We start from the raw sequence: 22355 nt of genomic DNA, 5'->3' as shown, positions 1-22355 counted from the left end.
TGGCGCTATTTTCCATCATGGTCGGAGCGCGGTTTTCGCCGAGGCAGGATCCCCATCCTGGTCGCGGTTTACTGCCGGGTACTGCGGTAGGACATTTCGTACAGTTTCAGAAACGAAAAAATATAGACAAGAAACGCTACTGTCAAAGGTCGAAAGTGAACCATCGGTCATAAATAAACTATTCGTCGCATGAATGAACAAGTCGTTGGGTAATGGGATGGCCAGGCGATGGCGTTATGGATGCGCTGCCGTAGAGCCTTTTAACGATCAATGTCCTAGAATCCGGCGCAGTATTTTTCTTCTGCCGCCATGTCTGGAGCTGCCATGACCCCCGCATTGGATTTGTTGAAAAAGGTTCGGGCCGAACATCGCGTACACAGTTACGAACATGACCCGAAGGCTGCCTCCTACGGGCTGGAAGCAGCGGAAAAACTCGGGCTCGATCCGGCGCAGGTGTTCAAGACCTTGCTGGCGGCCAGCGAAAAGGGCGAGTTGCTGGTGGCCGTGGTGCCGGTTGTCGGCAGTCTGGACTTGAAAGGGCTGGCCCACGCCGCCGGCGTGAAAAAGGTCGAAATGGCTGATCCGGCGGCAGCGCAGCGCTCCACTGGCTATCTGTTGGGCGGGATCAGCCCGCTGGGGCAGAAAAAGCGTTTGCGTACGTTCATTGATAATTCAGCCCAGCCCTTTGCCAGCATTTTTGTCAGTGCGGGTCGACGTGGACTGGAAGTCGAATTGGCACCGGCCGTGCTGGCCGAACACACCCAGGCGAAGTTTGCCGATATCGGCCGTGCGTGAGCGTTGACGTGCGCGCACCGCTGTATGGTGAAAATCGGCCAGCTCTGTCACTGGTGCCGGGTCGGTCGGCGCTGCATGCTCAGCGGTCTGACAAAGGGAGAAGGTTATGCAGCTAGAGTTCCATCAGGTCGACGCGTTCAGCCATCAGCCATTCAGCGGCAACCCGGCGATGGTCTATCGGCTCGATACCTGGCTTGCCGATGAATTGATGCAAAAGATTGCCGCCGAACACAACCTCGCCGAAACGGCGTTTGTCGTGCGCGAAGGGCAAGGCTGGCATATCCGCTGGTTTACACCGACCACCGAGGTGCCATTGTGCGGTCATGCGACGCTGGCTAGCGCCCATGTATTGTTTGAGATCTACAAGGAACCCGTCGAACGGCTGGACTTTATCTGCAAATCCGGCCCGTTGAGCGTAACGCGTGAAGGTGGGCGCCTGTGGCTGGATTTCCCGTCGATCATCCCCTCGGGAATCGGTGTGACCCTGGATGTCGAGCGTGCGCTCGGCGTTGAAGCTGTCGAAGTGCTGGGCTCGAATGAGTTGTTTGTGGTGCTTGAGTCCGAGCAAGCGGTACTCGACTGCACGCCGGACATGGTGGCCCTGGCGAAATTGCCATGGCTGGGTGCCATCGTGACGGCACGAGGCAACCAACACGATTTCGTGTCCCGTTATTTCGCACCGGCGATCGGCATCAACGAAGATCCGGTAACCGGATCGACCCATTGCAGCCTGATTCCGTACTGGTCGAAGCGTTTGGGCAAGTCGAGCCTGACGGCCTGTCAGTGTTCGACGCGAGGAGGGGAGTTGTTCTGCCGGCTGGAAGGTGACCGGGTGAAGATCGGCGGGAATGCGACCCTGGTTGCCAGCGGTACGCTGATGCTGGGATAACGCAAACCCGTTGTGGGAGCGGGCTTGCTCGCGAAGGCGGATAGTCAGTTAACATCATCATTGACTGACACTCCGCCTTCGCGAGCAAGCCCGCTCCCACATTTAATCCATGTTTGTCAGTTGGCCGTGCTGTAGCGCCGGACACCTGATTCAACAGCAGGAATCTGAGCCGCCGTGCTGCCTGACGCCTGGAACAGCACCAGGTGTTCAGCCGCGACACGAATACCCACATCCGCCCCGACCTGACGATCGACATGGCTCGGGAAGATCGACTCCAGCTGTGCGCCTGTCGGCAGCTGCAAGCGATACAGGGTCGATGCACCCAGAAAGGTCTTGCCGGCGATTCGTGCCTTCAGTGGGCTGTCCGGTGCATAGACGATATCGTCCGGGCGCAGCAGCACGTCCACAGCGCCGCCTACCGGCCAGCTATAGGCCCGGTTGCCGCGCAGCTCACCCAGCTCGGTTTGCACCGATTCTGGGCTGCTCAACTGACCGCGAATGAAATAGCCCTGGCCGATGAAGCTGGCCACAAAGGGCGTCAGTGGTTCGTGGTAGAGGTTGTAGGGCGTATCCCACTGTTCCAGTCGACCTTCCTTGAACACGCCAACGTGGTCGCTGACCGCGAAGGCTTCTTCCTGGTCGTGTGTCACCAGAATTGCACTGGTGCCACGGGCCTTGAGGATGTCGCGTACTTCGTGGCTGAGCTTGCGGCGCAATTCGCCATCGAGGTTGGAGAACGGCTCGTCGAGCAACAGCAGTTGCGGTTCCGGTGCCAGTGCGCGGGCCAGGGCGACACGTTGCTGCTGCCCGCCGGAAAGTTCGTGGGGGAAGCGCTTGCCGAGGTTCTTCAGGTTGACCAGTTCCAGCAGCTCTTCGGTAACACGATCCTTTTGCGGGTGCTTGCGAATGCCGAAGGCGATGTTGTCGGCCACGCTCAAGTGCGGAAACAGCGCGTAGTCCTGGAACACCATGCCGATGCGACGTTTCTCCGGGGCGAGGGTGAAACCGGCGCTGGAGATGGTCTCGCCAGCCAGCTGGATTTCGCCTTCGTGTACCGGTTCGAAACCGGCAATCGCCCGCAGTGTGGTGGTTTTGCCACAGCCGGAAGAGCCCAGCAGGCAACCGATGTCGCCGGCGTTCAAATGCAGGTTGAGGTTCTGCACCACTCGCTGGTCCTGGTAGCCGCAGGCGAGGTTGCGCAGGTTAAGCAGTAATGGCTGGCTCATGCGTGGTGGTACGAAGGCGGAACGAGGAATTCGAGCAAGGCTTTTTGCGCGTGCAGACGGTTTTCGGCTTGATCCCAGGCCACCGAGCGCGGGTCGTCGAGCAGGTCGACGCTGATTTCCTCGCCACGGTGCGCCGGCAGGCAATGCATGAACAGCACGTCGGCAGCGGCCAGGTCGAGCAGGGCGCGGTTGACCTGGAACGGTGCGAACAGCTTCAGGCGCTTGGCGGTTTCCTCTTCCTGGCCCATGGAGGTCCAGACGTCGGTGCTCACCAGGTGTGCACCACGCACGGCATCTTTCGGGTCGCGAACGATGGTGACCCGGTCGCCGGCCTTGGCCACGAATTCAGGGTTGGGTTCGTAGCCTTCCGGACAGGCAACGCGCAACTGGAAGTCGAACTGGATCGCCGCTTCTATATAACTGTTGCACATGTTGTTGCCGTCGCCGATCCAGGCCACGGTCTTGCCCTGGATGGAGCCGCGGTGTTCGAGGTAAGTCTGCATGTCCGCCAGCAACTGGCACGGATGCAGGTCATCGGACAGGCCGTTGATCACCGGTACGCGCGAGTTGGCGGCGAACTCGGTCAGGTTGCTGTGGGCAAAGGTACGGATCATCACCGCGTCGAGCATGCTCGACATGACGATGGCGCAGTCGCCGATCGGCTCGCCACGGCCCAGTTGGGTGTCACGTGGCGACAGGAAGATCGCCTGGCCGCCGAGCTGGATCATGCCGGCCTCGAAGGAGATCCGGGTACGGGTCGAGGATTTCTCGAAAATCATCCCCAGGACGCGGTTTTTCAGCGGCTCGAACAGTACACCGCGGTTACGCAGGTCCTTGAGCTCAACGCCTCGACGGATCACGCTGACCAGCTCTTCGGGCGTGCAATCCATCAGGGAGAGAAAGTGCCTTGCGCTCATCATTGACTACCTTTTTGCTACAAACCGCAGATGCTCAAAGCCTTGTTTGACGGAACAACGGGCGAGACCTGCGGCGTAAGCCGCACGGGGCGACGAAATAGGGGAAGGCGCGATCTTATAATTAAATGTCGCGTCTTACCAATAGGGCTACAGTTTTTAGGGAGTTTCAGAGGTGCTACGGGTTCACCGAGGCAGCGCTTTTGAAGCCTGTTTCCTGATAGCAGCGGCTCATTTGTACACCGGCCTCTCGGGGCTTGGCAATCAGGCGGGGCGGCAATGGTGTGCTGGCAGTCGGTTTCTGACCTGTCATTCCTGGTCTTGGGTGGCGTGTCGCCAGCCTGAAATATTTGCTAATGCAAAGTGCCGGGTTATAAACAAATCTCGAGCGACGCAGGAAGCTTCCCGATGGAATCGAAAAAACAGCTGTTAATGGAACGACCGGGCCTCACCGCTTCGATGGCGACCAAACTGAACCGGGATGGTCATCGGCTGGCCTGATAACCTTCGATTCACAAGACGAGCATCGCTGGCGTGGTGGCGGGTCTGGCACCATAGTTTTGTTTCCGCGGCCATCGTTGCCCGCCCATGACAAAACAGAGACTGGCCATGACCAAGACTCTCCATCACCGTGCGTGCCATTTGTGCGAAGCCATCTGTGGCCTGACCATCGAAACCACTGAGGTCGAACGCGGTAACGTCCAGATCACCTCGATCAAGGGCGACCCCCAGGACACGTTCAGCCGTGGGCACATCTGCCCCAAGGCCGTGGCGCTGCAAGACATCCAGAATGATCCAGATCGCCTGCACCAGCCCATGCAGCGGGTGGGCAATGAGTGGCAGCCCATCGAGTGGGACGCGGCATTCAATCTGATCGCCGAACGCCTCGCCGCCATTCAGGAGCGTCACGGGCAAAACGCCGTGGCGGTCTATCAGGGCAACCCGAGCGTGCACAATTACGGGTTGATGACCCACAGCAATTACTTCCTCGGCCTGTTGAAAACCCGCAACCGGTTTTCCGCGACGTCGGTCGATCAGTTACCCCATCACCTGACCAGTCATTTGATGTACGGCCATGGTTTGTTGCTGCCAATCCCGGACATCGATCACACCGATTTCATGCTGATCCTGGGCGGCAATCCGCTGGCTTCGAACGGCAGCATCATGACCGTGCCAGATGTGGAAAAACGTTTGAAGGCGATACAGGCCCGGGGCGGCAAAGTGGTGGTGGTCGACCCGCGCCGCAGTGAAACGGCGGCCATTGCCGATCAGCACCTGTTCGTGCGTCCGGGAGGTGATGCCGCACTGTTGTTCGGGCTGCTCAACACCTTGTTCGCTGAAGGTCTGACCCGTGACAGCCATCTGCCGGTAGACGGTCTGGAGCAGGTGCGAGAGACCGTCGCGCCGTTCACTGCCGAGGCCATGAGTCCGTTGTGCGCCGTGCCCGCCGAACAGATCCGCCAATTGGCGCGGGACTTCGCCGCGGCACCGAGTGCAGTCTGCTATGGCCGCATGGGCGTCTCGACCCAGGCTTTCGGTACGCTGTGCCACTGGCTGGTGCAGTTGATCAATCTGGTCACCGGCAACCTCGATCGCGTGGGGGGGGCCTTGTGCACCGAGCCGGCGGTGGACCTGGTGGCGACGACTTCGGGCGGGCATTTCAATCTGTGGCAAAGTCGGGTTTCCGGGCGCCCGGAGTACGCCGGAGAGTTACCGGTGTCGGCGCTGGCCGAAGAGATGCTCACCGAAGGGGAAGGGCAAGTCCGGGCGTTGATTACCGTGGCAGGCAATCCGGTGCTGTCCACGCCCAATGGCCGAAAGCTCGAGCAGGCGCTGGACGGGCTGGAGTTCATGGTCAGTATCGATTTGTACATCAATGAAACCACGCGTTACGCCGACTTGATCCTGCCGTCCACATCGGCGCTGGAAAACGACCATTACGACACCACATTCAATCTGTTCGCGGTGCGCAACGTCAGCCGTTTCAACCGCGCCATCCTGGCCAAACCCGAAGGTGCATTGCACGACTGGGAGATCTTCGTCGGGCTGGCCAAGGCATTTGCCGCCAGGACCGGCAAGGAGTTGAAACCCACCATCGCTCCGGCGCAAATGATCGATCGCGGCCTGCGCATGGGGCTGTACGGCGACACTTCCGAGTACAAGCTGTCGCTGGCGACTTTGTTCGATCATCCCCATGGTGTTGATCTGGGAGCGCTCAAGCCTAACCTCGCACAGCGCCTGAAGACTGCCAATCAACGCATCCAGGCCGCGCCTGCAGTGATTTTTGCCGACCTGGCGCGCTTCGCCGCCTTGCAGGCGCCGGCCGCCGACGAGTTGTTGATGGTTGGCCGCCGGCATGTGCGCAGTAACAACTCATGGATGCATAATTATCATCGGTTGGTGAAGGGCAAGCCTCGTCACCAGTTGCTGATGCATCCGGACGACCTGGCCAGTCGCGGGCTCAGTGACGGGCAACGTGTGCGGGTCAGTTCGCGGGTGGGTGTGATTGAAGTCGAAGTGCTTGGCAGTCTGGACATGATGAAAGGCGTGGTCAGCCTGCCTCACGGCTGGGGGCATGCGCGGCCGGGCGTGCAAATGTCGATTGCCAGCAGTCAGCCGGGCTCCAGCGCCAACGACCTGACCGACGAATGCCAGATTGACGAACTCTCGGGAAATGCCGCGCTCAATGGCGTGCCGGTGACCGTGGGCGCCGCATGAATCATACTGACGGAGAGACCGAGCAGGGCGCTCGGCTTTCCGTTACAATGCGCCACCGTGCCGACCCATGAGTCGGAAAGTTCAGCCGAGGTGCTCCATGGATATCATCGAAACGATTAAAGAGCAGATTGCCAACAACACCATTCTGCTTTACATGAAAGGCTCGCCGAATGCCCCGCAGTGCGGCTTCTCCGCGAAAGCTGCACAGGCCGTGATGGCGTGTGGTGAAAAGTTTGCGTACGTGGACATCCTGCAGAACCCGGAAATCCGCGCCAACCTGCCAAAATATGCCAACTGGCCAACCTTCCCACAGCTGTGGGTTGCCGGCGAGCTGGTCGGCGGTAGCGACATCATGACCGAGATGTCGGCTGATGGTTCGTTGCAGGCGCTGATCAAAGACGCTGCTGCAAAAGCCGCTGCCAAGACTGAAGCCTGACCGACACCTCCTGTAGGAGCGAGCTTGCTCGCGATGGACTCAAGAGCACCGCGGGGAACCAGACTCCCCGCGTTATCGTTGACCACCATCGCGAGCAAGCTCGCTCCTACAGAAGCAGATATAAAAAAGCCCCGCCTCTTCAAAAGAGAGCGGGGCTTTTTATTGCGTAGAACTTACTCGTCTTCGCCCATCTGCGATTGCAGGTAGTTCTCGATCCCGATCTTCTCGATCAGGCCCAACTGGGTTTCCAGCCAGTCGATATGTTCTTCTTCGGACTCGAGGATATCTTCAAGCAGCTCACGGCTACCGAAGTCGCCAACTGTTTCGCAATGAGCGATAGCCACTTTGAGGTCCGCGTGACCGGTGCGTTCGATACGCAGGTCGCACTCGAGCATTTCCTTGGTGTGTTCGCCGATGTGCAGTTTGCCCAGGTCCTGGACGTTCGGCAGGCCTTCAAGGAACAGAATGCGCTTGATCAGCTTGTCCGCGTGCTTCATCTCGTCGATGGATTCGTGGTACTCGTGCTTGCCGAGTTTGTTCAGGCCCCAATCTTCATACATGCGCGCATGCAGGAAATATTGATTGATCGCGACCAGCTCATTGGCAAGGATCTTGTTGAGATGCTGGATGACTGTAACGTCGCCTTTCATGATGGGGTCCTGCCCTGTATTAGCTGTCAATAGAGCAGAGTTTGAGCCGCGTATTTAATAGTGTCAAACCTAAGTTATTGAAACTTAAATGAAAATTAATCGGAATAAGAATGTTTGTGTTCCGCGTCTAGAGCATAACTAGTTGATTTTGAGACATAAAAAAACCGGACTTATGTCCGGTTCTTTGAAATTCGATATTCAAGCGGCTGTAAATTCTGCCGGATATGGAATTGCGGCCTGAGCCGTTTGCAGTTTTGTCAGGGTCTCGCGGACCACTTCCTTGGCGAGGCAGGCACATTTGCCGCATTGACTGGCAACGCCTGTGGCCACGCGGACTTCCTTGTAGCTGCAGCATCCTTCATAGATCGCATCGCGGATTTGACCGTCGGTGACGCCAGTGCAGAGGCAAACATACATAAGGAAGGTCCGTCGCTGATTGTGACTCAATTGCGATGGATCTTAATGTTAACGAGAATGATTGTCAAAGTGGTTTCAGAACACTTTTCGTCATAAACGGGTATGGCTGACGAACGGTCTGCCTGGCAAGTCTGGGGATACAAAACCGTCGGGGATTTCATCGTACAGGGAAAAAACAGCTAAGCCAGCTCAAACACGCGGTGTATGATGGCCGGTCTTTTGCGACCGGGGATCGTGTCACAGGGCTGTCGCCTCAGGGTGGCAGGCTGATGCGAACCCTGTTTCTCACGCTATTACACCAGGAGATATCCAATGAGCGTACTCGTAGGCAAACAAGCCCCTGACTTCACCGTACCGGCCGTACTCGGCAATGGCGAGATCGTTGACAGCTTCACCCTGTCTTCGGCGATCAAAGGCAAATACGGCCTGGTGTTCTTCTACCCGCTGGACTTCACCTTCGTTTGCCCGTCCGAGCTGATCGCTCTGGACAACCGCATGTCCGAGTTCAAGGCACGCAACGTTGAAGTGGTCGCCGTGTCGATCGACTCGCACTTCACCCACAACGCCTGGCGCAACACTCCGGTCAACAATGGCGGTATCGGCGAAGTTCGCTACACCATGGCTGCCGACATCAAGCAGGAAATCATGAAGGCTTACGACGTTCAGTCCGCTGACGGCGTGGCTTTCCGTGGCGCGTTCCTGATCGACGACAAAGGCGTTGTCCGTTCGCAGATCATCAACGACCTGCCGCTGGGCCGTAACATGGAAGAGCTGCTGCGTCTGGTCGACGCTCTGCAATTCCACGAAGAACACGGCGAAGTCTGCCCTGCCAACTGGAAGAAAGGCGACAAAGGCATGAACGCTTCGCCAGAAGGCGTTGCGGCTTACCTGACCGAGCACGCTGCCGCTCTGTAAGGTACGTTCCAGATATAAAAAACCGGCCATCGAGGCCGGTTTTTTTATGCGCGGGATAAACCTGGAACTCCTGTAGGAGCGAGCTCGCTCGCGATGGACTCAAGAACGCCACGGGGAACCAGGCAGCCCGCGTTATCGTTGACCACCATCGCGAGCAAGCTCGCTCCTACAGGTGTATCAGAGACCGCAATCAATCGTCGAAATCTTCCCAGCCGCCCATTTGTTTCCAGCGATTGACGATGCCGCAGAACAGCTCTGCCGTCTTCTCGGTGTCATAGCGGGCCGAGTGAGCCTCGCGACCGTCGAAGTCGATGTCCGCTGCCTGGCACGCCTTGGCCAGCACAGTCTGGCCGTAGGCGAGGCCTGCGAGCGTTGCGGTATCGAAACTGGAGAACGGATGGAACGGATTGCGCTTCATGTCCAGGCGTGCAACCGCCGCATTCAGGAAGCCCAGGTCGAAGCTGCTGTTATGCCCGACCAGGATCGCCCGTTTGCAACCATTGGCCTTGAGGGCCTTGCGCACGCCACGGAAGATATCGTTCAGGGCAGACTCTTCACTCACGGCCATGCGCAGCGGGTGATCGAGCTTGATTCCGGTGAACTCCAGGGCCGCCGCTTCGATGTTCGCGCCTTCGAACGGCTCGACTCGGAAGAAGTAGGTGTGATCCGGGTAGACAAACCCCTTTTCATCCATGGCGATGGTGGTCGCGGCGATTTCCAGCAGGGCGTCGGTGGCCGAGTTGAAGCCACCGGTTTCTACGTCGACGACAACCGGCAGGTAACCACGAAACCGTGCGGCCATCGGATGACGGGAACCGCCTCCGCCGCCGTTGCCTTCCAGTTCGTCATCGAAATGCTCTTCACTCACGCGTGTTCCTCCAGCAGGCGCCAGCGCAGTTTTTCACCGGCGCGCAGCGGGATAACGGTCAGCTCGCCAAACGGCAGGCTGGCAGGGGCGGTCCATTCTTCACGGACCAGGGTGATGCGATCGGTGTTGGCCGGCAGACCATAGAACCGAGGGCCGTTGAGGCTGGCGAAGGCCTCGAGCTTGTCCAGCGCATTGCGCTGTTCGAAGGCTTCGGCGTACATCTCGATGGCAGCAAAGGCGGTGTAGCAACCGGCGCAGCCGCAGGCCGCTTCCTTGGCGTGCTGGGCGTGAGGCGCCGAGTCGGTGCCGAGGAAGAACTTCTCGCTGCCGCTGGTGGCGGCGTCGAGCAGGGCTTCCTGGTGGATATTGCGCTTGAGGATCGGCAGGCAATAGAAGTGCGGCCGAATCCCGCCCACCAGCATGTGGTTGCGGTTGTACAGCAGGTGGTGAGCGGTGATGGTCGCGCCCACGTTGGCCGAAGCCGAGTTGACGAACTGCACGGCGTCCGTGGTGGTGATGTGTTCGAAGACCACCTTGAGGGTCGGGAAACGCTCGACCACACGACGCATGTGCTCATCGATGAAAAATTTTTCGCGGTCGAATACGTCGACATCGCCACGGGTGACTTCACCGTGAATCAGCAACGGCATCCCGACTTCGGCCATGGCCTCGAGTGCAGGGAAAATCTTGTCGATGCTGGTAACACCAGAGTCCGAGTTGGTGGTCGCGCCAGCCGGGTACAGCTTGGCGGCGTACACGAATCCGCTGGCCTTGGCCTCGCGAATTTCTTCAGGCTGGGTGCGGTCGGTCAGGTACAGGACCATCAGCGGCTCGAACGGGCTGCCGGCCGGGCGGGCAGCGAGAATCCGCTGGCGATAGCCGTCGGCTTCGGCCGTGTTACGCACCGGTGGAACCAGGTTGGGCATGATGATGGCGCGACCAAAGGTGCGCGCGACATCCGCGACGGTATTGGTCAACACGGCACCATCGCGAAGATGAATGTGCCAGTCGTCGGGACGCAGCAGGGTCAGGCGGTCGGACATGAGGGGATTCCAGGCGGGTCAAACTCAGGGGAATGCTACCGGAAAAGACTCTTGCAGGCACTCGCTATCAAGTTTTACGGGAAGCTTCCGATATCCAACAGGTATGCCGTAGACATGCGTGTGTCGGTCTTTTTGTTGTAGAAGCCAGTGGAGCCTCCCGTGCGCCAGCGTTATTTAGCCTTGCTCAGTGTGTTTGCCAGCCTTCCCGCGATGGCGCTCACTTTCCAGACCCGTCTGGAGAGCATTGAGTGGACGGTCGAAGGTGACAAGTTCGAATGCCGCCTGGCTCAGCCGATAACCGACTTCGGTTCGGGCGAGTTCGTGCGTCGTGCCGGCGAGCAGGCGACTTTTCGTCTGAAAACCTACAACCCGATGATCGGCGGCGGTTCGGCGACCTTGCTGGCCGCTGCGGCACCGTGGCAACCGGGGCGTGACGATATTAATCTGGGCACGGTGAGAATCGGCAGCGGCAACGTGTTGTTCAACAGTTCACAGGTTCAGGCCGGACGCCTGATCAGCGGATTGATGGACGGTCGCAGCCCGGTGGTTCGCCATTCCTCGGGGGATGGCCGGGTGTCGGAAGTGCGCTTGCTGCCGGTCAGGTTCACCAAGGCGTTTGCCGATTACCAAAGCTGCGTGGCCAAACTGTTGCCGCAGAACTTCGAGCAGGTGAAACAATCCGAAGTCGGCTTCCCCGGCGGCGGAATCGAGCTCGACAGCGCCGCGAAGGCCAGGCTGCAGGTCATGCTGGAGTACATGAAGGCTGATCCGACGGTCAATCATATCGAGCTCGACGGGCACTCCGACAACAGCGGCAACCGCCTGACCAACCGCGACCTGTCCCGGCGTCGGGCCCTGGCAGTCATGGAGTTCTTCAAGGCCAATGGCATCCAGGAGTCGCAAATCACCATGCGTTTCCATGGCGAACGTTATCCGCTGGCGCCTAATACCAACAACGCCAACCGCGCGAAGAACCGACGGGTAGCGGTACGCCTGGAGCGTGGAGCGCCTGTGGAACAAGTCGCCCCGCAAGCGACGAAAGCGGCCACTTCGGCAACTTCCTGACTCTTTGGTCATCGTCGCCCTCTCGACATAATCTGTCGCTTCGTCGTCATAAGCTGTCGCGCCACTGTAAATTATTCTGCATGAGCGGTAGACTTCCCGGCTTTCCGTAGAACCCCGTGGAGTGATGGCATGGCGGACGTAAACAAGGTCGTTCTGGCGTATTCCGGCGGCCTGGACACTTCGGTGATCCTCAAGTGGCTGCAGGATACTTATAACTGTGAAGTGGTGACCTTCACCGCTGACCTGGGTCAGGGCGAAGAGGTCGAACCTGCACGCGCCAAGGCTCAGGCCATGGGCGTCAAAGAGATCTACATCGACGACTTGCGCGAAGAGTTCGTGCGCGATTTCGTTTTCCCGATGTTCCGCGCCAACACCGTTTACGAAGGCGAGTACCTGCTGGGTACTTCCATCGCTCGTCCGCTGATCGCCAAGCGCCTGATCGAAATCGCCAACGAAACCGGCGCTGACGCCATTTCCCATGGTGCCACCGGCAAAGGCAACGACCAGGTTCGTTTCGAACTCGGTGCCTACGCCTTGAAGCCAGGTGTGAAAGTGATCGCTCCCTGGCGCGAATGGGACCTGCTGTCCCGTGAAAAGCTGATGGATTACGCCGATAAGCACGCGATCCCGATCGAGCGCCACGGCAAGAAGAAATCCCCGTACTCCATGGATGCCAACCTGCTGCACATCTCCTATGAAGGCGGCGTGCTGGAAGACACCTGGACCGAGCACGAAGAAGACATGTGGCGCTGGACCGTTTCCCCGGAAAACGCTCCAGACAAGCCGCAGTACCTGGAACTGACCTACCGCAACGGCGACATCGTCGCACTGGACGGCGTCGAAATGACTCCGGCCACCGTGCTGGCGACCCTGAACCGTATCGGTGGCGAACACGGTATCGGCCGTCTCGACATCGTCGAGAACCGCTACGTGGGCATGAAGTCCCGTGGCTGCTACGAAACCCCGGGCGGCACCATCATGCTGCGTGCCCACCGCGCGATCGAATCGATCACCCTGGACCGCGAAGTGGCTCACCTCAAGGACGAGCTGATGCCCAAGTACGCCAGCCTGATCTACACCGGCTACTGGTGGAGCCCTGAGCGTCTGATGCTGCAGCAGATGATCGATGCGTCCCAGGTCAACGTGAACGGCGTTGTGCGCCTGAAGCTGTACAAGGGCAATGTAATCGTCACTGGCCGCAAGTCCGACGACTCGCTGTTCGACGCCAACATCGCTACCTTCGAAGAAGATGGCGGCGCGTACAATCAGGCGGATGCAGCAGGCTTCATCAAGCTCAATGCCCTGCGCATGCGCATTGCGGCGAACAAAGGCCGGAAGCTGTTCTGAGACCTTTGACATCGTGATGGGAGCCTGACCTCGTCCAGGACGAGGTCAGGCACCTGAAAATGGGGTGACGCCAGTTACTGCGTTGTCAGGTGTTTGTGCTGCTGACGATTTCCTGTTTTTCTCCTTCCAATAGTTTTTCTTGTTCTACGGGTTATTGCTTGTCGGTTGTCCGGCTTGATCAATGACCGTCAACCTGTGCGAGTCCAGATTGTAGGCAACATAAAGGGCGGCACAGTGTTTCCTGGTCTGCCTTGAGTGTTCAAGCGCACTGGCTTTCAGCAAAGTCTCCGAAACGGCACAAGTGACAAACAGAATCACGTACGTCGTCTTTTCCCGTGGCCTCTGGATGGTTTCCAGCAGCGCTGCAAATTCGATCTCCTTGCTCATCCAGCGTGCATCAACGATGTACAGGTCTTTTACAAGCTCCGGTAACTGAAGTTGATGCTGAACAAGGACGGTGGACTGCAGACCAATCTCCGTTGGCGGGTCCTGTGCACCGCAGGGCCTCCGGGTTGACTGCCGGTCATTCGTCGACGTTTTCAGGGCGTGATTCTCGGGTAACTTCCCGGACGCTTTTTTTTCCGACCGCCCAGCGACATCCATGACTTTCATGAAGTGTTTCCCCTTTTCAAAGTCGGAAGGTGCATACAGTGATCGGTAGTTGAAGTTGAGTGTTGCGAAAAAAAGTAAAAGTAAATAAAACGGAAAGCTGATCAGAAACCAGACATAGAGCTCTTGTTCTTCCTGGTCAAGGAAGGGCAGAGAAACGGCTGCCGAGGTTTCAGAGAGTGTTGCGAATATAGCGATAATTGACATTGGGTTGGTGATTCGTTTTTTATCAAGCTCTGTATTCATGCTGTGTTGTCTTCTCTCGAATGGTTTATAAAGTTAGTTTGATGGGTTTCTGTTGTGTTGTACTTGGTTTTTTGAGTGTTGGTGGTTTTTTAATGATCGCTCAGAAAAAATTATTTGCTGTAAGAGTAATTGGATGCCTGGTGTGTGATATTTCTGGAATGACTGTTTAGTGCGTAAATATCAGTTACGTTTTACCGGGAGAGTAGAGGTTTATCTTTGTCAGGGGGCGTCCGTTCAGGCCGGTTCTCGGAAAATTTTGGTCGTAAATCGATAGAGGTGTCAGCTGGAAAGTGCGACACCATGACGCTGATATGGTTTTCAACTCATTCAGTTCGAGGGATTTTTGTAGGAGGAATCCGTGTTGTTTGTAGGGGATGTCTCTTGGTGCGGGTGGCTGGAAGGGGCGACATGCCATGGGTGAAACGACTAGGCTATTGTGCGGGCTCTGAAAATTCGAACAGCGAAAATTGGACTTGCCCATGAATAAAGTGCTGATCGTGGATGATCACCCCGTCATTCGTCTTGCGGTACGTATGCTAATGGAGCGTCATGGCTACGAAGTTATTGCAGAAACCGATAATGGTGTGGATGCACTGCAACTGGCCCGTGAACTTATGCCGGATATTGTCATTCTGGATATCGGGATCCCGAAGCTGGACGGGTTGGAAGTCATCGCGCGTTTGTCTTCGGCCTCAATGCCGATGAAAGTTCTGATTTTGACTTCCCAGGCGCCGGGGCATTTTTCCATGCGTTGCATGCAATCCGGTGCGGCCGGTTATGTCTGCAAGCAACAAGATCTGACGGAGTTGCTCAGTGCAATAAAGGCTGTGTTGTCGGGTTACAGCTACTTTCCCAATCAAGCCTTGCATACCGTGCGTTGCAGTTTGGGGAACGCCAGTGAGGCCGATATGGTTGATCGATTGTCAGGACGGGAAATGATGGTCCTGCAACAGTTGGCCAGAGGAAAGACCAATAAAGAGATTGCCGATGGAATGTTCCTCAGCAATAAAACAGTCAGTACTTACAAGACCCGCCTGCTGCTCAAGCTGAATGCGAGGTCTCTGGTCGATTTGATCGAGCTGGCACAACGCAATGGTCTGGTGTGAGGAGGTAACTGCTCGACCAGGGGGCGTCTAACGGAGTATGGCACTTAAAAAAAAGCCTCCGTTTCGGGAGGCTTTCAGGTGTCATAAGTCAAAATCGTAATCGGCCAACTGCTTTTGCAGTCGGCGCTCCTCCAGCAGGTTGTCGATGGTGCGGCGTTTGCTCAGATTAGTTTTCGCTACTTCAACCACCGGCTCGGCCTCATCGGTTTCAGTGGTGGTGAAGTCGTCTTCTACGTCCAATTGCTCTTTGCCAGTACTCATTTAATTACTCCAGGCTAAGAAGGCCTTTGGGGCTCCTTATATCGACAATCTCCCGGCGGGTAAAAAAGATTTTTTCAATCGGTAATTAGATATTCCCAATAGCGCCTCAATCGTCGGAGGTTTTGTGCTTGTATTCGCACAAGTCCTCGATCCGGCAGCTTCCGCACCGGGGCTTGCGGGCGAGGCAAACATAGCGGCCGTGAAGGATCAGCCAGTGATGGGAGTCGAGCAGATACTCCTTGGGCACGAATTTCATCAGCTTTTTCTCGACCTCCACCACATTTTTGCCGGGAGCAATGCCAGTCCGGTTGCTGACCCTGAAAATATGCGTGTCGACGGCCATGGTCAGCTGACGGAATGCGGTATTGAGTACCACGTTGGCGGTTTTGCGGCCGACGCCGGGCAGCGCTTCCAGCTCTTCGCGGGTTTGTGGCACTTCACCTGCGTGACGCTCGACCAGCAAACGGCAGGTTTCGATCACGTTTTTCGCCTTGCTGTTGTACAGACCGATGGTCTTGATGTACTCCGACAGCCCCTCGACACCCAGGGCATGGATCGCTGCCGGGGTATTGGCGACCGGAAACAGCCTGGCTGTGGCCTTGTTGACGCCGACATCGGTCGACTGCGCCGAGAGAATCACGGCAATCAGCAGTTCGAACGGTGAGGAATAGGCCAGCTCGGTCTTTGGTTCCGGGTTGTCCTCGTGCAGTCTGCGGAATATTTCCAGACGTTTTGCGGCATTCATGGGCGGTGCGTTTCCTCGACAGCAATCAATGGGTGGGTGTGGGGCGCCAGGCCTGCCAGGCAGCGATCAGCAGTCCGAGCAGAATGAATCCGCCAGGGACCGATGTCGCCAGGCGCAGACCGCCATCGGCCAGCAGCACCCAGCCTTGCCAGTCATTTTGCGTTGCGCCGGACAGCCACGATAGATGGCTTCCAAGTGTTCCGTTGCCGATGAGTTCGCGCAGCAAGGCCAGCCCGATCATCAGCGCGACAAACAGTCCATCGAGTCGCAGGCGTTGGTGCCAGCCGTTCTGAAAGAACCCGGCGTGTTCCAGTACGACGCATTGCAAGGCGATCAAGGCGCCGTAAAACCCCAGATGCTGCTGCCATTGCAGCGACCAGGCCTGTGCCATGAGCTCCGCGCAACTGGTGAGCGTGGCCGCCAGCAGGACGCTGGCCAGCAGGCGGGTCGCCGGGACCAGTCGGGGTCGCAAGGCACCCATGGCCAGACTGAACAACCGGGTCACCGCCATGAACATCAGGCACATGCCAAGTGCGGCCATCAGCGAGTGGGTGGCGCCGATCAGCGGTGTCAGCATCAAGGCGTTGCGCAGAGTCGATGAGTTATCCATGGGCAGGTGTTCCGAGCAGTGGTTGCCGATGTTCATCGAAGTAGCGCAAGGCATCGTGGACAGCATTGATCACTGCTCTTGAGGTGATGGTCGCACCTGCGATCTGATCGAACTGCCCCTGATCCTTTTTCAGCGCCCAGCCGCTGTCACCGGGTTGTGTTCGAGATTTGCCGGAAAAAATCTGCAGCCAGGTATTGGGCCAGTCGGCGATCCGTGCTCCCAGTCCTGGTGTTTCCGACTGCTTGAGGGTTTTGACGCCCAGCAACCTGCCATTGGCGTCGATAGCGATCAGCAGGTCGATGGCTCCGGCGTAGCCAAGGGTTTGACTGCGCAGTAACACCGCGACGGGCTGATCGGCCCGGGTCGCCAGATAACCACCCAGCAAGGTGCTGTTGGTCAGGACGGTTGTTTCGAACTTGATGGGGTGTTCGAGTGGCTGATTGTCGTAGCTGTCTGACGGGATCAGGTCGAGCAGGTTACGGCTGTCGATCAGGCGCTGTTCGGCTGCAATGCGCGGCGCGCTGCCGAGCTGCACGAAGTACGTCACGCCAAGGCCCAGTGCGGCCAAAAGCACCACAAGCGCGATGCTCGATGTCCGGCTCATGGCGCCTCCGGTTGTTGTCTGGCCGACACGAACCGCTCCAGCGCGGGCACGCAGAGGTTCATCAACAGCACGGCGAATGCGATGCCGTCCGGATAGCCGCCCCAGGTACGAATCAGATAAGTCAGAAGCCCGACGCCAGCGCCGAACAGCAGCCGTGCGCCAGGGCTTCTGGCGCCGGACACCGGTTCGGTGATGATGAAGAACGCCCCCAGCATGGTCGCGCCGGTCAGCAGATGAAACAGCGGTGAGCCATGAGAGTCCGAGCCCGACCCGTTCCAGCACAGCAGGCTGATGATGAACAGGCTGGCGAGCATGCCGACGGGAGCATGCCAACTGATTACCTTTCGTTGCAGGAGAAACATTCCACCCGCCACAAAGGCCAGGTTCATCCATTCCACCCCCCGGCCGCCAAAGTGGCCAAATGCCGGGTTGCCGGCAAACAGTTCATCCATGGTCAGGCTTTTGTTGATCCGCAGACTGTCCAGCGCCGTGGCCTGCACCCACGCATCCGGCGCATGGCCGACTCCGAACACTTGCTGCAAGCCATTCAGCAGGTCCATGCCCTGGGATGATGGCCAATGGGTCATTGGTTGGGGAAAGGCCACCAGCACCAGGGCAAAACCGAGCATCGCCGGGTTGAAGGGATTCGAGCCGACGCCGCCATACAAGTGCTTGCCGAACACCATCGCAAAAGCGGCAGCACTGAGGGTCAGCCACCATGGGCAATAAGGCGGCAACGCCAGAGCCAGCAATGTGGCACTGACCAGCGCGCTACCGTCACTCAGGGTTGGCTTCAGCGGTCGCTGGCGCCATAACACGACGGCGGCCTCAACGGCCAGTGCAGCAGCGGCCGCGAGAACCAGGTTGATCAACACACCCCAGCCGTACAGCCAGAATGCCGCCAGCATTCCCGGTAGCGTGGCCAGCAGTACCAGCTTCATCGCCTGTTGCAGGCGATCATCCACCGCTTCAAGGGTTGGCATGGGCGTCCACCTGGCGTTCGGCTTCGCCGAGTGCGCGCTCCAGGGCTTCGATTTGTTCCGCCGGTGCTTCGTTGGCCTGAGCCTTCTTGAGTTCGGCGCGGCGCATGGCCAACTGGATCTTGGCCCGTTTCAGATCGGCATCATTCGACGACACAGTGGCGACCGTCGGCGCAGGGGGCTGAGGGGCGGCGCTTTCCAGTTGCGCCAGGTTTTGTTCGGCGGCTTCGAACTGCTGTTGCAAAACGATCAACTGCGATTGCTGTTCGAAGGTCGGTGGATGTCCGAAGGCCTTCAGCGATTTGTGCAACTGCGCCCGACTCATCGCCACATCGATTTTTGCCTTTTTCAGCGCGGCATCGGCATTGGCGGCTTTCTGTGCACGAACACGCTCGAGGGCGGCCTGCACCGGATCGACTGCCACTTCGGCAGGTTGTGCGGCCCGCTGTCGGGCCTGCCGCTCGGCGACTTTCTGTTGTTCCTCACGCTGCAAGCGGGCATTGCGTTGTTCGAAGCGGCTCCGTGCGTGATCGCGCTTGAGGGTGCGGGCCTGCCTTGCCTGCGGTGTAAGGGCCAGGCCCCCGACAACGGGCAGTACCGTGTTCGGTGGCAGTGGGCGCATCTCGATGCAGTCCACCGGGCACGGCGTCACACAGAGGTCGCAACCGGTGCACTCATCGATGAGCACCGTGTGCATCAGTTTGGCCGCACCGACGATGGCATCGACCGGGCAGGCCTGAATGCACTTGGTGCAACCAATACACTCGGCTTCGCGGATATAGGCAATTTGCGCAGGTGCCGAGCCGCGAGTGATGTCCAGTTCCAGCACCGGCACCTTCAGCAGCTCGGCCAGGGCCGCAATGGTTTCGTTGCCGCCGGGCGGACACTTGTTGATCGCTTCACCGCTGGCAATGCCTTCGGCGTACGGCTTGCACCCGGGGTGGCCGCACTTGCCGCATTGGGTTTGCGGCAAGAGTGCGTCGATGCGTTGAATCAGACTCATGTTTTGATCAGTCCGCTGAATCCGAGAAAGGCCACTGCGATCAGGCCGGCACCAATCAGGGCGATCGGCAAGCCGCGAAAGGGCAGGGGAACATCGTTGTCGGCCGTGCGTTCACGCAAATCAGTGAACAGGCTCAACACCAGCCAGAAGCCCAACCCTGCACCAAGGCTCAAGGCTGAAGCGTGAAAGAAGCCCTTGTCCTCTTGAGCATTGAGCAAGGCCACGCCGAGCACGCCGGCATTGCCCAGCAGCAACGGCCAGAGGCCTTCGAACGGCAGTGTCGAAAACAGCCGCGCCAGCCACTTCAGCAGTGGGCTGATCAGCAGAACGCTCAATGGCAGAAACACAAACAGACGCAGCGCCGTCAATTGCAGCGGCACCAGCAGCCAGTGATAAAGCGCGTAGCCGAGCATGCCCACGACCAGCATCAGGCATGTCGTCGCAATGCCCAAGGCATGGACCTGACGGCGCTGGCCGGCCAACAGCGGATCGACGGCCAACGGCCAGTGCAACACGAGGTTGTTGATCAGGGCGGCGCTGATAAGCGTAAGCAGGATTTCGGTCATTGTTCGTGCCGACAGGAACGGTAGTTTTTGTAGGAGCGAGCTGGCTCGCGATGGACTCAAGAGCGCTGCGTTCAACCTGTGGACACGCATAATCGTTAACGACCATCGCGAGCCAGCTCGCTCCTACAGGAGATGGTCTAAAAAGCTTAGGCATTATCCGGCAAGGCGGGAGGGTGGGCCAGACATGAAAATCCCACAGTCGCGCCAGGCACGACTGTGGGATCGATTTGCCGCAGACCTTACTTGATGCGCTGACCCGGCTTGGCGCCGCTGTCAGGGCTCAGCAGGTAGATTTCTTCACCGCCGGGACCGGCCGCCATCACCATGCCTTCGGAGATGCCGAACTTCATTTTCCGTGGCTTGAGGTTGGCGATCATCATGGTCAGACGACCATTGAGCTTGGACGGGTCCGGGTAGGCGCTCTTGATCCCGGAGAACACATTGCGTTGCTCGTCACCGATGTCCAGGGTCAGGCGCAGCAGCTTGTCGGCGCCTTCCACGTGTTCAGCCTTGACGATCAGCGCGACGCGCAAATCGACTGCCGCGAAGGTGTCGAACTCGATTTCCGGCGACAGCGGATCCTTGGCCAGTTCGCCATTGCCGGCAGGTGCGGCTTCGCCGGTATCGGTCTGGCTGGCGGTCAGGTCTTCTTTCGAAGCGTCGGTCATGGCTTGCACCTTGACCGGGTCGATACGGGTCATCAGCGGCTTGAACTCGTTCAACTGATGGTTGGCGAGCAAGGTCGCGTGGTCGTTCCAGGTCAGCGGCGCGACGTTCAGGAACGCCTCGGCATCGGCGGCCAGCAACGGCAGGACCGGCTTGAGGAATATCACCAGTTGGCGGAACAGGTTGACGCCGGTGGCGCAGATGGCCTGGACTTCATCCTGCTTGCCTTCCTGTTTGTTCAACGACCACGGCGCCTTGTCGGCGATCCAGGCGTTGGCGCGGTCGGCCAGGCCCATGATCTCGCGCATGGCGCGGGCGAAGTCGCGGGCTTCATAGGCGTCGGCAATGCCTGGCGCGGCGGCCAGGAATGCTTCGGTCAACTCGGGCGCGGAGTTGGTGTCGACCATCACGCCCGCATTGCCTTTGTGAATGAACCCGGCGCAACGGCTGGCGATGTTGACGACCTTGCCCACCAGGTCGGAGTTGACCTTCTGCACGAAATCTTCGAGGTTCAGGTCGAGGTCATCGACGCCACGGCCCAGCTTGGCCGCGTAGTAGTAGCGCAGGTATTCCGGCGACAGGTGATCCAGGTAGGTGCGGGCCTTGATGAAGGTGCCGCGGGACTTGGACATCTTCTGGCCGTTGACGGTCAGGTAGCCGTGCACGTTGATTCCGGTCGGCTTGCGGTAGCCGGCGCCTTCGAGCATGGCTGGCCAGAACAGGGCGTGGAAATTGACGATGTCCTTGCCGATGAAGTGGTACAGCTCGGCGGTGGAGTCCTTGCCCCAGAACGCGTCGAAGTCCAGCTCCGGCGTACGGTTGCACAGGTTCTTGAAGCTCGCCATGTAGCCGATCGGCGCATCCAGCCACACGTAGAAGTACTTGCCCGGCTCGTCGGGAATCTCGAAACCGAAATACGGCGCATCGCGGGAGATGTCCCACTGTTGCAGGCCGGCGTCCAGCCATTCGGCGATCTTGTTGGCCACGGCATCCTGCAGTGTGCCGCTACGGGTCCAGGTCTGCAGCATGGCCTGGAAATCCGGCAGCTTGAAGAAGAAGTGCTGGGAATCCTTGAGCACCGGGGTGGCGCCGGAGATCGCCGACTTCGGATCCTTCAGGTCAGTTGGTGCGTAAGTCGCGCCGCATTTTTCGCAGTTGTCGCCGTACTGGTCTTCGGTGCCGCATTTCGGGCAGGTGCCCTTGATGAAGCGGTCGGCCAGGAACATTTTCTTTTCCGGGTCGAAATACTGGGTGATCGAGCGCGTGGCGATGTGCCCGGCGTCACGCAGCTTCAGGTAGATCTGGCTCGACAGCTCACGGTTTTCTTCGGCGTGAGTGGAGTGGAAGTTGTCGAAGTCCACCAGGAAGTCGGCAAAGTCGGCGCTGTGTTCAGCCTGGACGTTGGCGATCAGTTGTTCCGGGGTGATGCCTTCCTTTTCCGCGCGCAGCATGATGGCCGAACCGTGGGCGTCGTCGGCGCAGACATAGATGCATTGATTGCCGCGGTGCTTCTGGAAGCGCACCCACATATCGGTCTGGATGTATTCCAGCATATGGCCGAGGTGAATCGAACCATTGGCATAGGGCAGGGCGCTGGTGACGAGGATCTTGCGTGGCTCGGACATGGGGCTCGGCTACTTGATGAAACGGAGGTCGGCCACTATAAAGCGCCGGCG

23 protein-coding genes are annotated in these 22355 nt (G+C 58.5%); 8 read left to right on the top strand and 15 right to left on the bottom strand.

Annotated elements, in window-relative coordinates:
• The first annotated feature begins 324 nt into the window (after positions 1–324).
• Complete coding sequence (gene ybaK / locus AC06G5_RS24690) at positions 325–795, top strand: Cys-tRNA(Pro) deacylase (RefSeq protein ID WP_007971306.1); 471 nt, start codon at positions 325–327, stop codon at positions 793–795.
• Between the two features lie 106 nt (positions 796–901).
• Complete coding sequence (locus tag AC06G5_RS24685; RefSeq protein ID WP_413704066.1) at positions 902–1684, top strand: PhzF family phenazine biosynthesis protein; 783 nt, start codon at positions 902–904, stop codon at positions 1682–1684.
• Positions 1685–1800: 116 nt separating this feature from the next.
• Here AC06G5_RS24685 and AC06G5_RS24680 read toward each other — a convergent pair whose 3' ends face one another.
• Together AC06G5_RS24680 and argF are read right to left on the bottom strand one after the other, a co-directional pair.
• The gene (locus tag AC06G5_RS24680) at positions 1801–2910 is read right to left on the bottom strand and encodes an ABC transporter ATP-binding protein (RefSeq protein WP_413704067.1); all 1110 of its coding nucleotides are present in this window, start codon (positions 2908–2910) and stop codon (positions 1801–1803) included.
• The gene (argF, locus tag AC06G5_RS24675; protein ID WP_413426102.1) at positions 2907–3827 is read right to left on the bottom strand and encodes an ornithine carbamoyltransferase; all 921 of its coding nucleotides are present in this window, start codon (positions 3825–3827) and stop codon (positions 2907–2909) included. The genes AC06G5_RS24680 and argF overlap by 4 nt, the downstream gene beginning before the upstream one ends.
• A 606-nt stretch (positions 3828–4433) precedes the next feature.
• Between argF and AC06G5_RS24670 the strand changes: the two genes are divergently transcribed.
• A complete protein-coding gene (locus AC06G5_RS24670; RefSeq protein WP_480458510.1) occupies positions 4434–6542 on the top strand; it encodes a molybdopterin oxidoreductase family protein in 2109 nt (702 codons plus the stop codon).
• A gap of 97 nt (positions 6543–6639) precedes the next feature.
• A complete protein-coding gene (grxD, locus tag AC06G5_RS24665; protein WP_413426106.1) occupies positions 6640–6978 on the top strand; it encodes a Grx4 family monothiol glutaredoxin in 339 nt (112 codons plus the stop codon).
• A 173-nt stretch (positions 6979–7151) separates the two neighbouring features.
• Here the strand turns inward: grxD and bfr are convergent, their stop codons facing one another.
• Together bfr and AC06G5_RS24655 are read right to left on the bottom strand one after the other, a co-directional pair.
• A complete protein-coding gene (gene bfr, locus AC06G5_RS24660) occupies positions 7152–7628 on the bottom strand; it encodes a bacterioferritin (protein WP_057396758.1) in 477 nt (158 codons plus the stop codon).
• A gap of 198 nt (positions 7629–7826) precedes the next feature.
• A complete protein-coding gene (locus AC06G5_RS24655) occupies positions 7827–8045 on the bottom strand; it encodes a bacterioferritin-associated ferredoxin (protein ID WP_007985869.1) in 219 nt (72 codons plus the stop codon).
• A 312-nt stretch (positions 8046–8357) separates the two neighbouring features.
• Here AC06G5_RS24655 and AC06G5_RS24650 point away from each other — a divergent pair, with 312 nt between their 5' ends.
• On the top strand, positions 8358–8960 hold the full coding sequence (locus AC06G5_RS24650) for a peroxiredoxin (RefSeq protein ID WP_007971324.1): 603 nt from the start codon (positions 8358–8360) through the stop codon (positions 8958–8960).
• A gap of 190 nt (positions 8961–9150) precedes the next feature.
• On the opposite strand, the gene rnt is transcribed toward AC06G5_RS24650, so the two are convergent.
• Both rnt and pyrC read right to left on the bottom strand, forming a co-directional pair.
• Positions 9151–9828: a ribonuclease T gene (rnt, locus tag AC06G5_RS24645; RefSeq protein WP_110660659.1), complete on the bottom strand. Its 678-nt coding sequence runs from the start codon at positions 9826–9828 to the stop codon at positions 9151–9153.
• Positions 9825–10871, bottom strand: a complete 1047-nt coding sequence (gene pyrC, locus AC06G5_RS24640; protein WP_008018542.1) for a dihydroorotase — start codon at positions 10869–10871, stop codon at positions 9825–9827. Before pyrC ends, rnt begins: the two co-directional genes overlap by 4 nt.
• 159 nt (positions 10872–11030) lie before the next feature.
• On the opposite strand from pyrC, the gene AC06G5_RS24635 reads away from it, so the two are divergent.
• Both AC06G5_RS24635 and AC06G5_RS24630 read left to right on the top strand, forming a co-directional pair.
• Positions 11031–11936, top strand: coding sequence for a flagellar protein MotY (locus AC06G5_RS24635; protein WP_413426109.1), 906 nt, complete (start codon positions 11031–11033; stop codon positions 11934–11936).
• 129 nt (positions 11937–12065) lie between these two features.
• Entirely contained in the window at positions 12066–13283 is a 1218-nt protein-coding gene (locus AC06G5_RS24630; RefSeq protein ID WP_007985864.1) for an argininosuccinate synthase, read from the top strand.
• 144 nt (positions 13284–13427) lie between these two features.
• Here the strand turns inward: AC06G5_RS24630 and AC06G5_RS24625 are convergent, their stop codons facing one another.
• Positions 13428–14138: a hypothetical protein gene (locus AC06G5_RS24625; RefSeq protein WP_413426111.1), complete on the bottom strand. Its 711-nt coding sequence runs from the start codon at positions 14136–14138 to the stop codon at positions 13428–13430.
• A 479-nt stretch (positions 14139–14617) separates the two neighbouring features.
• Here AC06G5_RS24625 and AC06G5_RS24620 point away from each other — a divergent pair, with 479 nt between their 5' ends.
• Positions 14618–15244, top strand: coding sequence for a response regulator transcription factor (locus tag AC06G5_RS24620; RefSeq protein WP_056726139.1), 627 nt, complete (start codon positions 14618–14620; stop codon positions 15242–15244).
• A gap of 81 nt (positions 15245–15325) precedes the next feature.
• On the opposite strand, the gene AC06G5_RS24615 is transcribed toward AC06G5_RS24620, so the two are convergent.
• From AC06G5_RS24615 to metG, 8 genes are all read right to left on the bottom strand, one after another.
• Entirely contained in the window at positions 15326–15505 is a 180-nt protein-coding gene (locus AC06G5_RS24615; RefSeq protein WP_413426114.1) for a PA3496 family putative envelope integrity protein, read from the bottom strand.
• Positions 15506–15611: 106 nt separating this feature from the next.
• The gene (gene nth / locus AC06G5_RS24610; protein WP_007985859.1) at positions 15612–16250 is read right to left on the bottom strand and encodes an endonuclease III; all 639 of its coding nucleotides are present in this window, start codon (positions 16248–16250) and stop codon (positions 15612–15614) included.
• Positions 16251–16275: 25 nt separating this feature from the next.
• Positions 16276–16860 carry an Rnf-Nqr domain containing protein gene (locus tag AC06G5_RS24605; RefSeq protein WP_413426116.1) on the bottom strand — a complete coding sequence of 195 codons (585 nt, stop codon included), beginning with the start codon at positions 16858–16860 and terminating at the stop codon, positions 16276–16278.
• On the bottom strand, positions 16853–17464 hold the full coding sequence (locus AC06G5_RS24600) for an RnfABCDGE type electron transport complex subunit G (protein WP_413426118.1): 612 nt from the start codon (positions 17462–17464) through the stop codon (positions 16853–16855). Before AC06G5_RS24600 ends, AC06G5_RS24605 begins: the two co-directional genes overlap by 8 nt.
• Complete coding sequence (locus AC06G5_RS24595; RefSeq protein WP_413704072.1) at positions 17461–18447, bottom strand: RnfABCDGE type electron transport complex subunit D; 987 nt, start codon at positions 18445–18447, stop codon at positions 17461–17463. Before AC06G5_RS24595 ends, AC06G5_RS24600 begins: the two co-directional genes overlap by 4 nt.
• On the bottom strand, positions 18434–19447 hold the full coding sequence (rsxB, locus tag AC06G5_RS24590; protein WP_413426122.1) for an electron transport complex subunit RsxB: 1014 nt from the start codon (positions 19445–19447) through the stop codon (positions 18434–18436). Before rsxB ends, AC06G5_RS24595 begins: the two co-directional genes overlap by 14 nt.
• Positions 19444–20013, bottom strand: a complete 570-nt coding sequence (locus tag AC06G5_RS24585) for an electron transport complex protein RnfA (RefSeq protein WP_413426124.1) — start codon at positions 20011–20013, stop codon at positions 19444–19446. The genes rsxB and AC06G5_RS24585 overlap by 4 nt, the downstream gene beginning before the upstream one ends.
• A gap of 239 nt (positions 20014–20252) precedes the next feature.
• The gene (gene metG, locus AC06G5_RS24580; protein ID WP_413426126.1) at positions 20253–22304 is read right to left on the bottom strand and encodes a methionine--tRNA ligase; all 2052 of its coding nucleotides are present in this window, start codon (positions 22302–22304) and stop codon (positions 20253–20255) included.
• Positions 22305–22355: the final 51 nt, after the last annotated feature.

The sequence above is a fragment of the Pseudomonas sp. WT-JTC genome (assembly GCF_056711565.1).
Note: the sequence above shows the minus strand (reverse complement) of the source record. Positions and strands in the feature narration are given on the sequence as shown.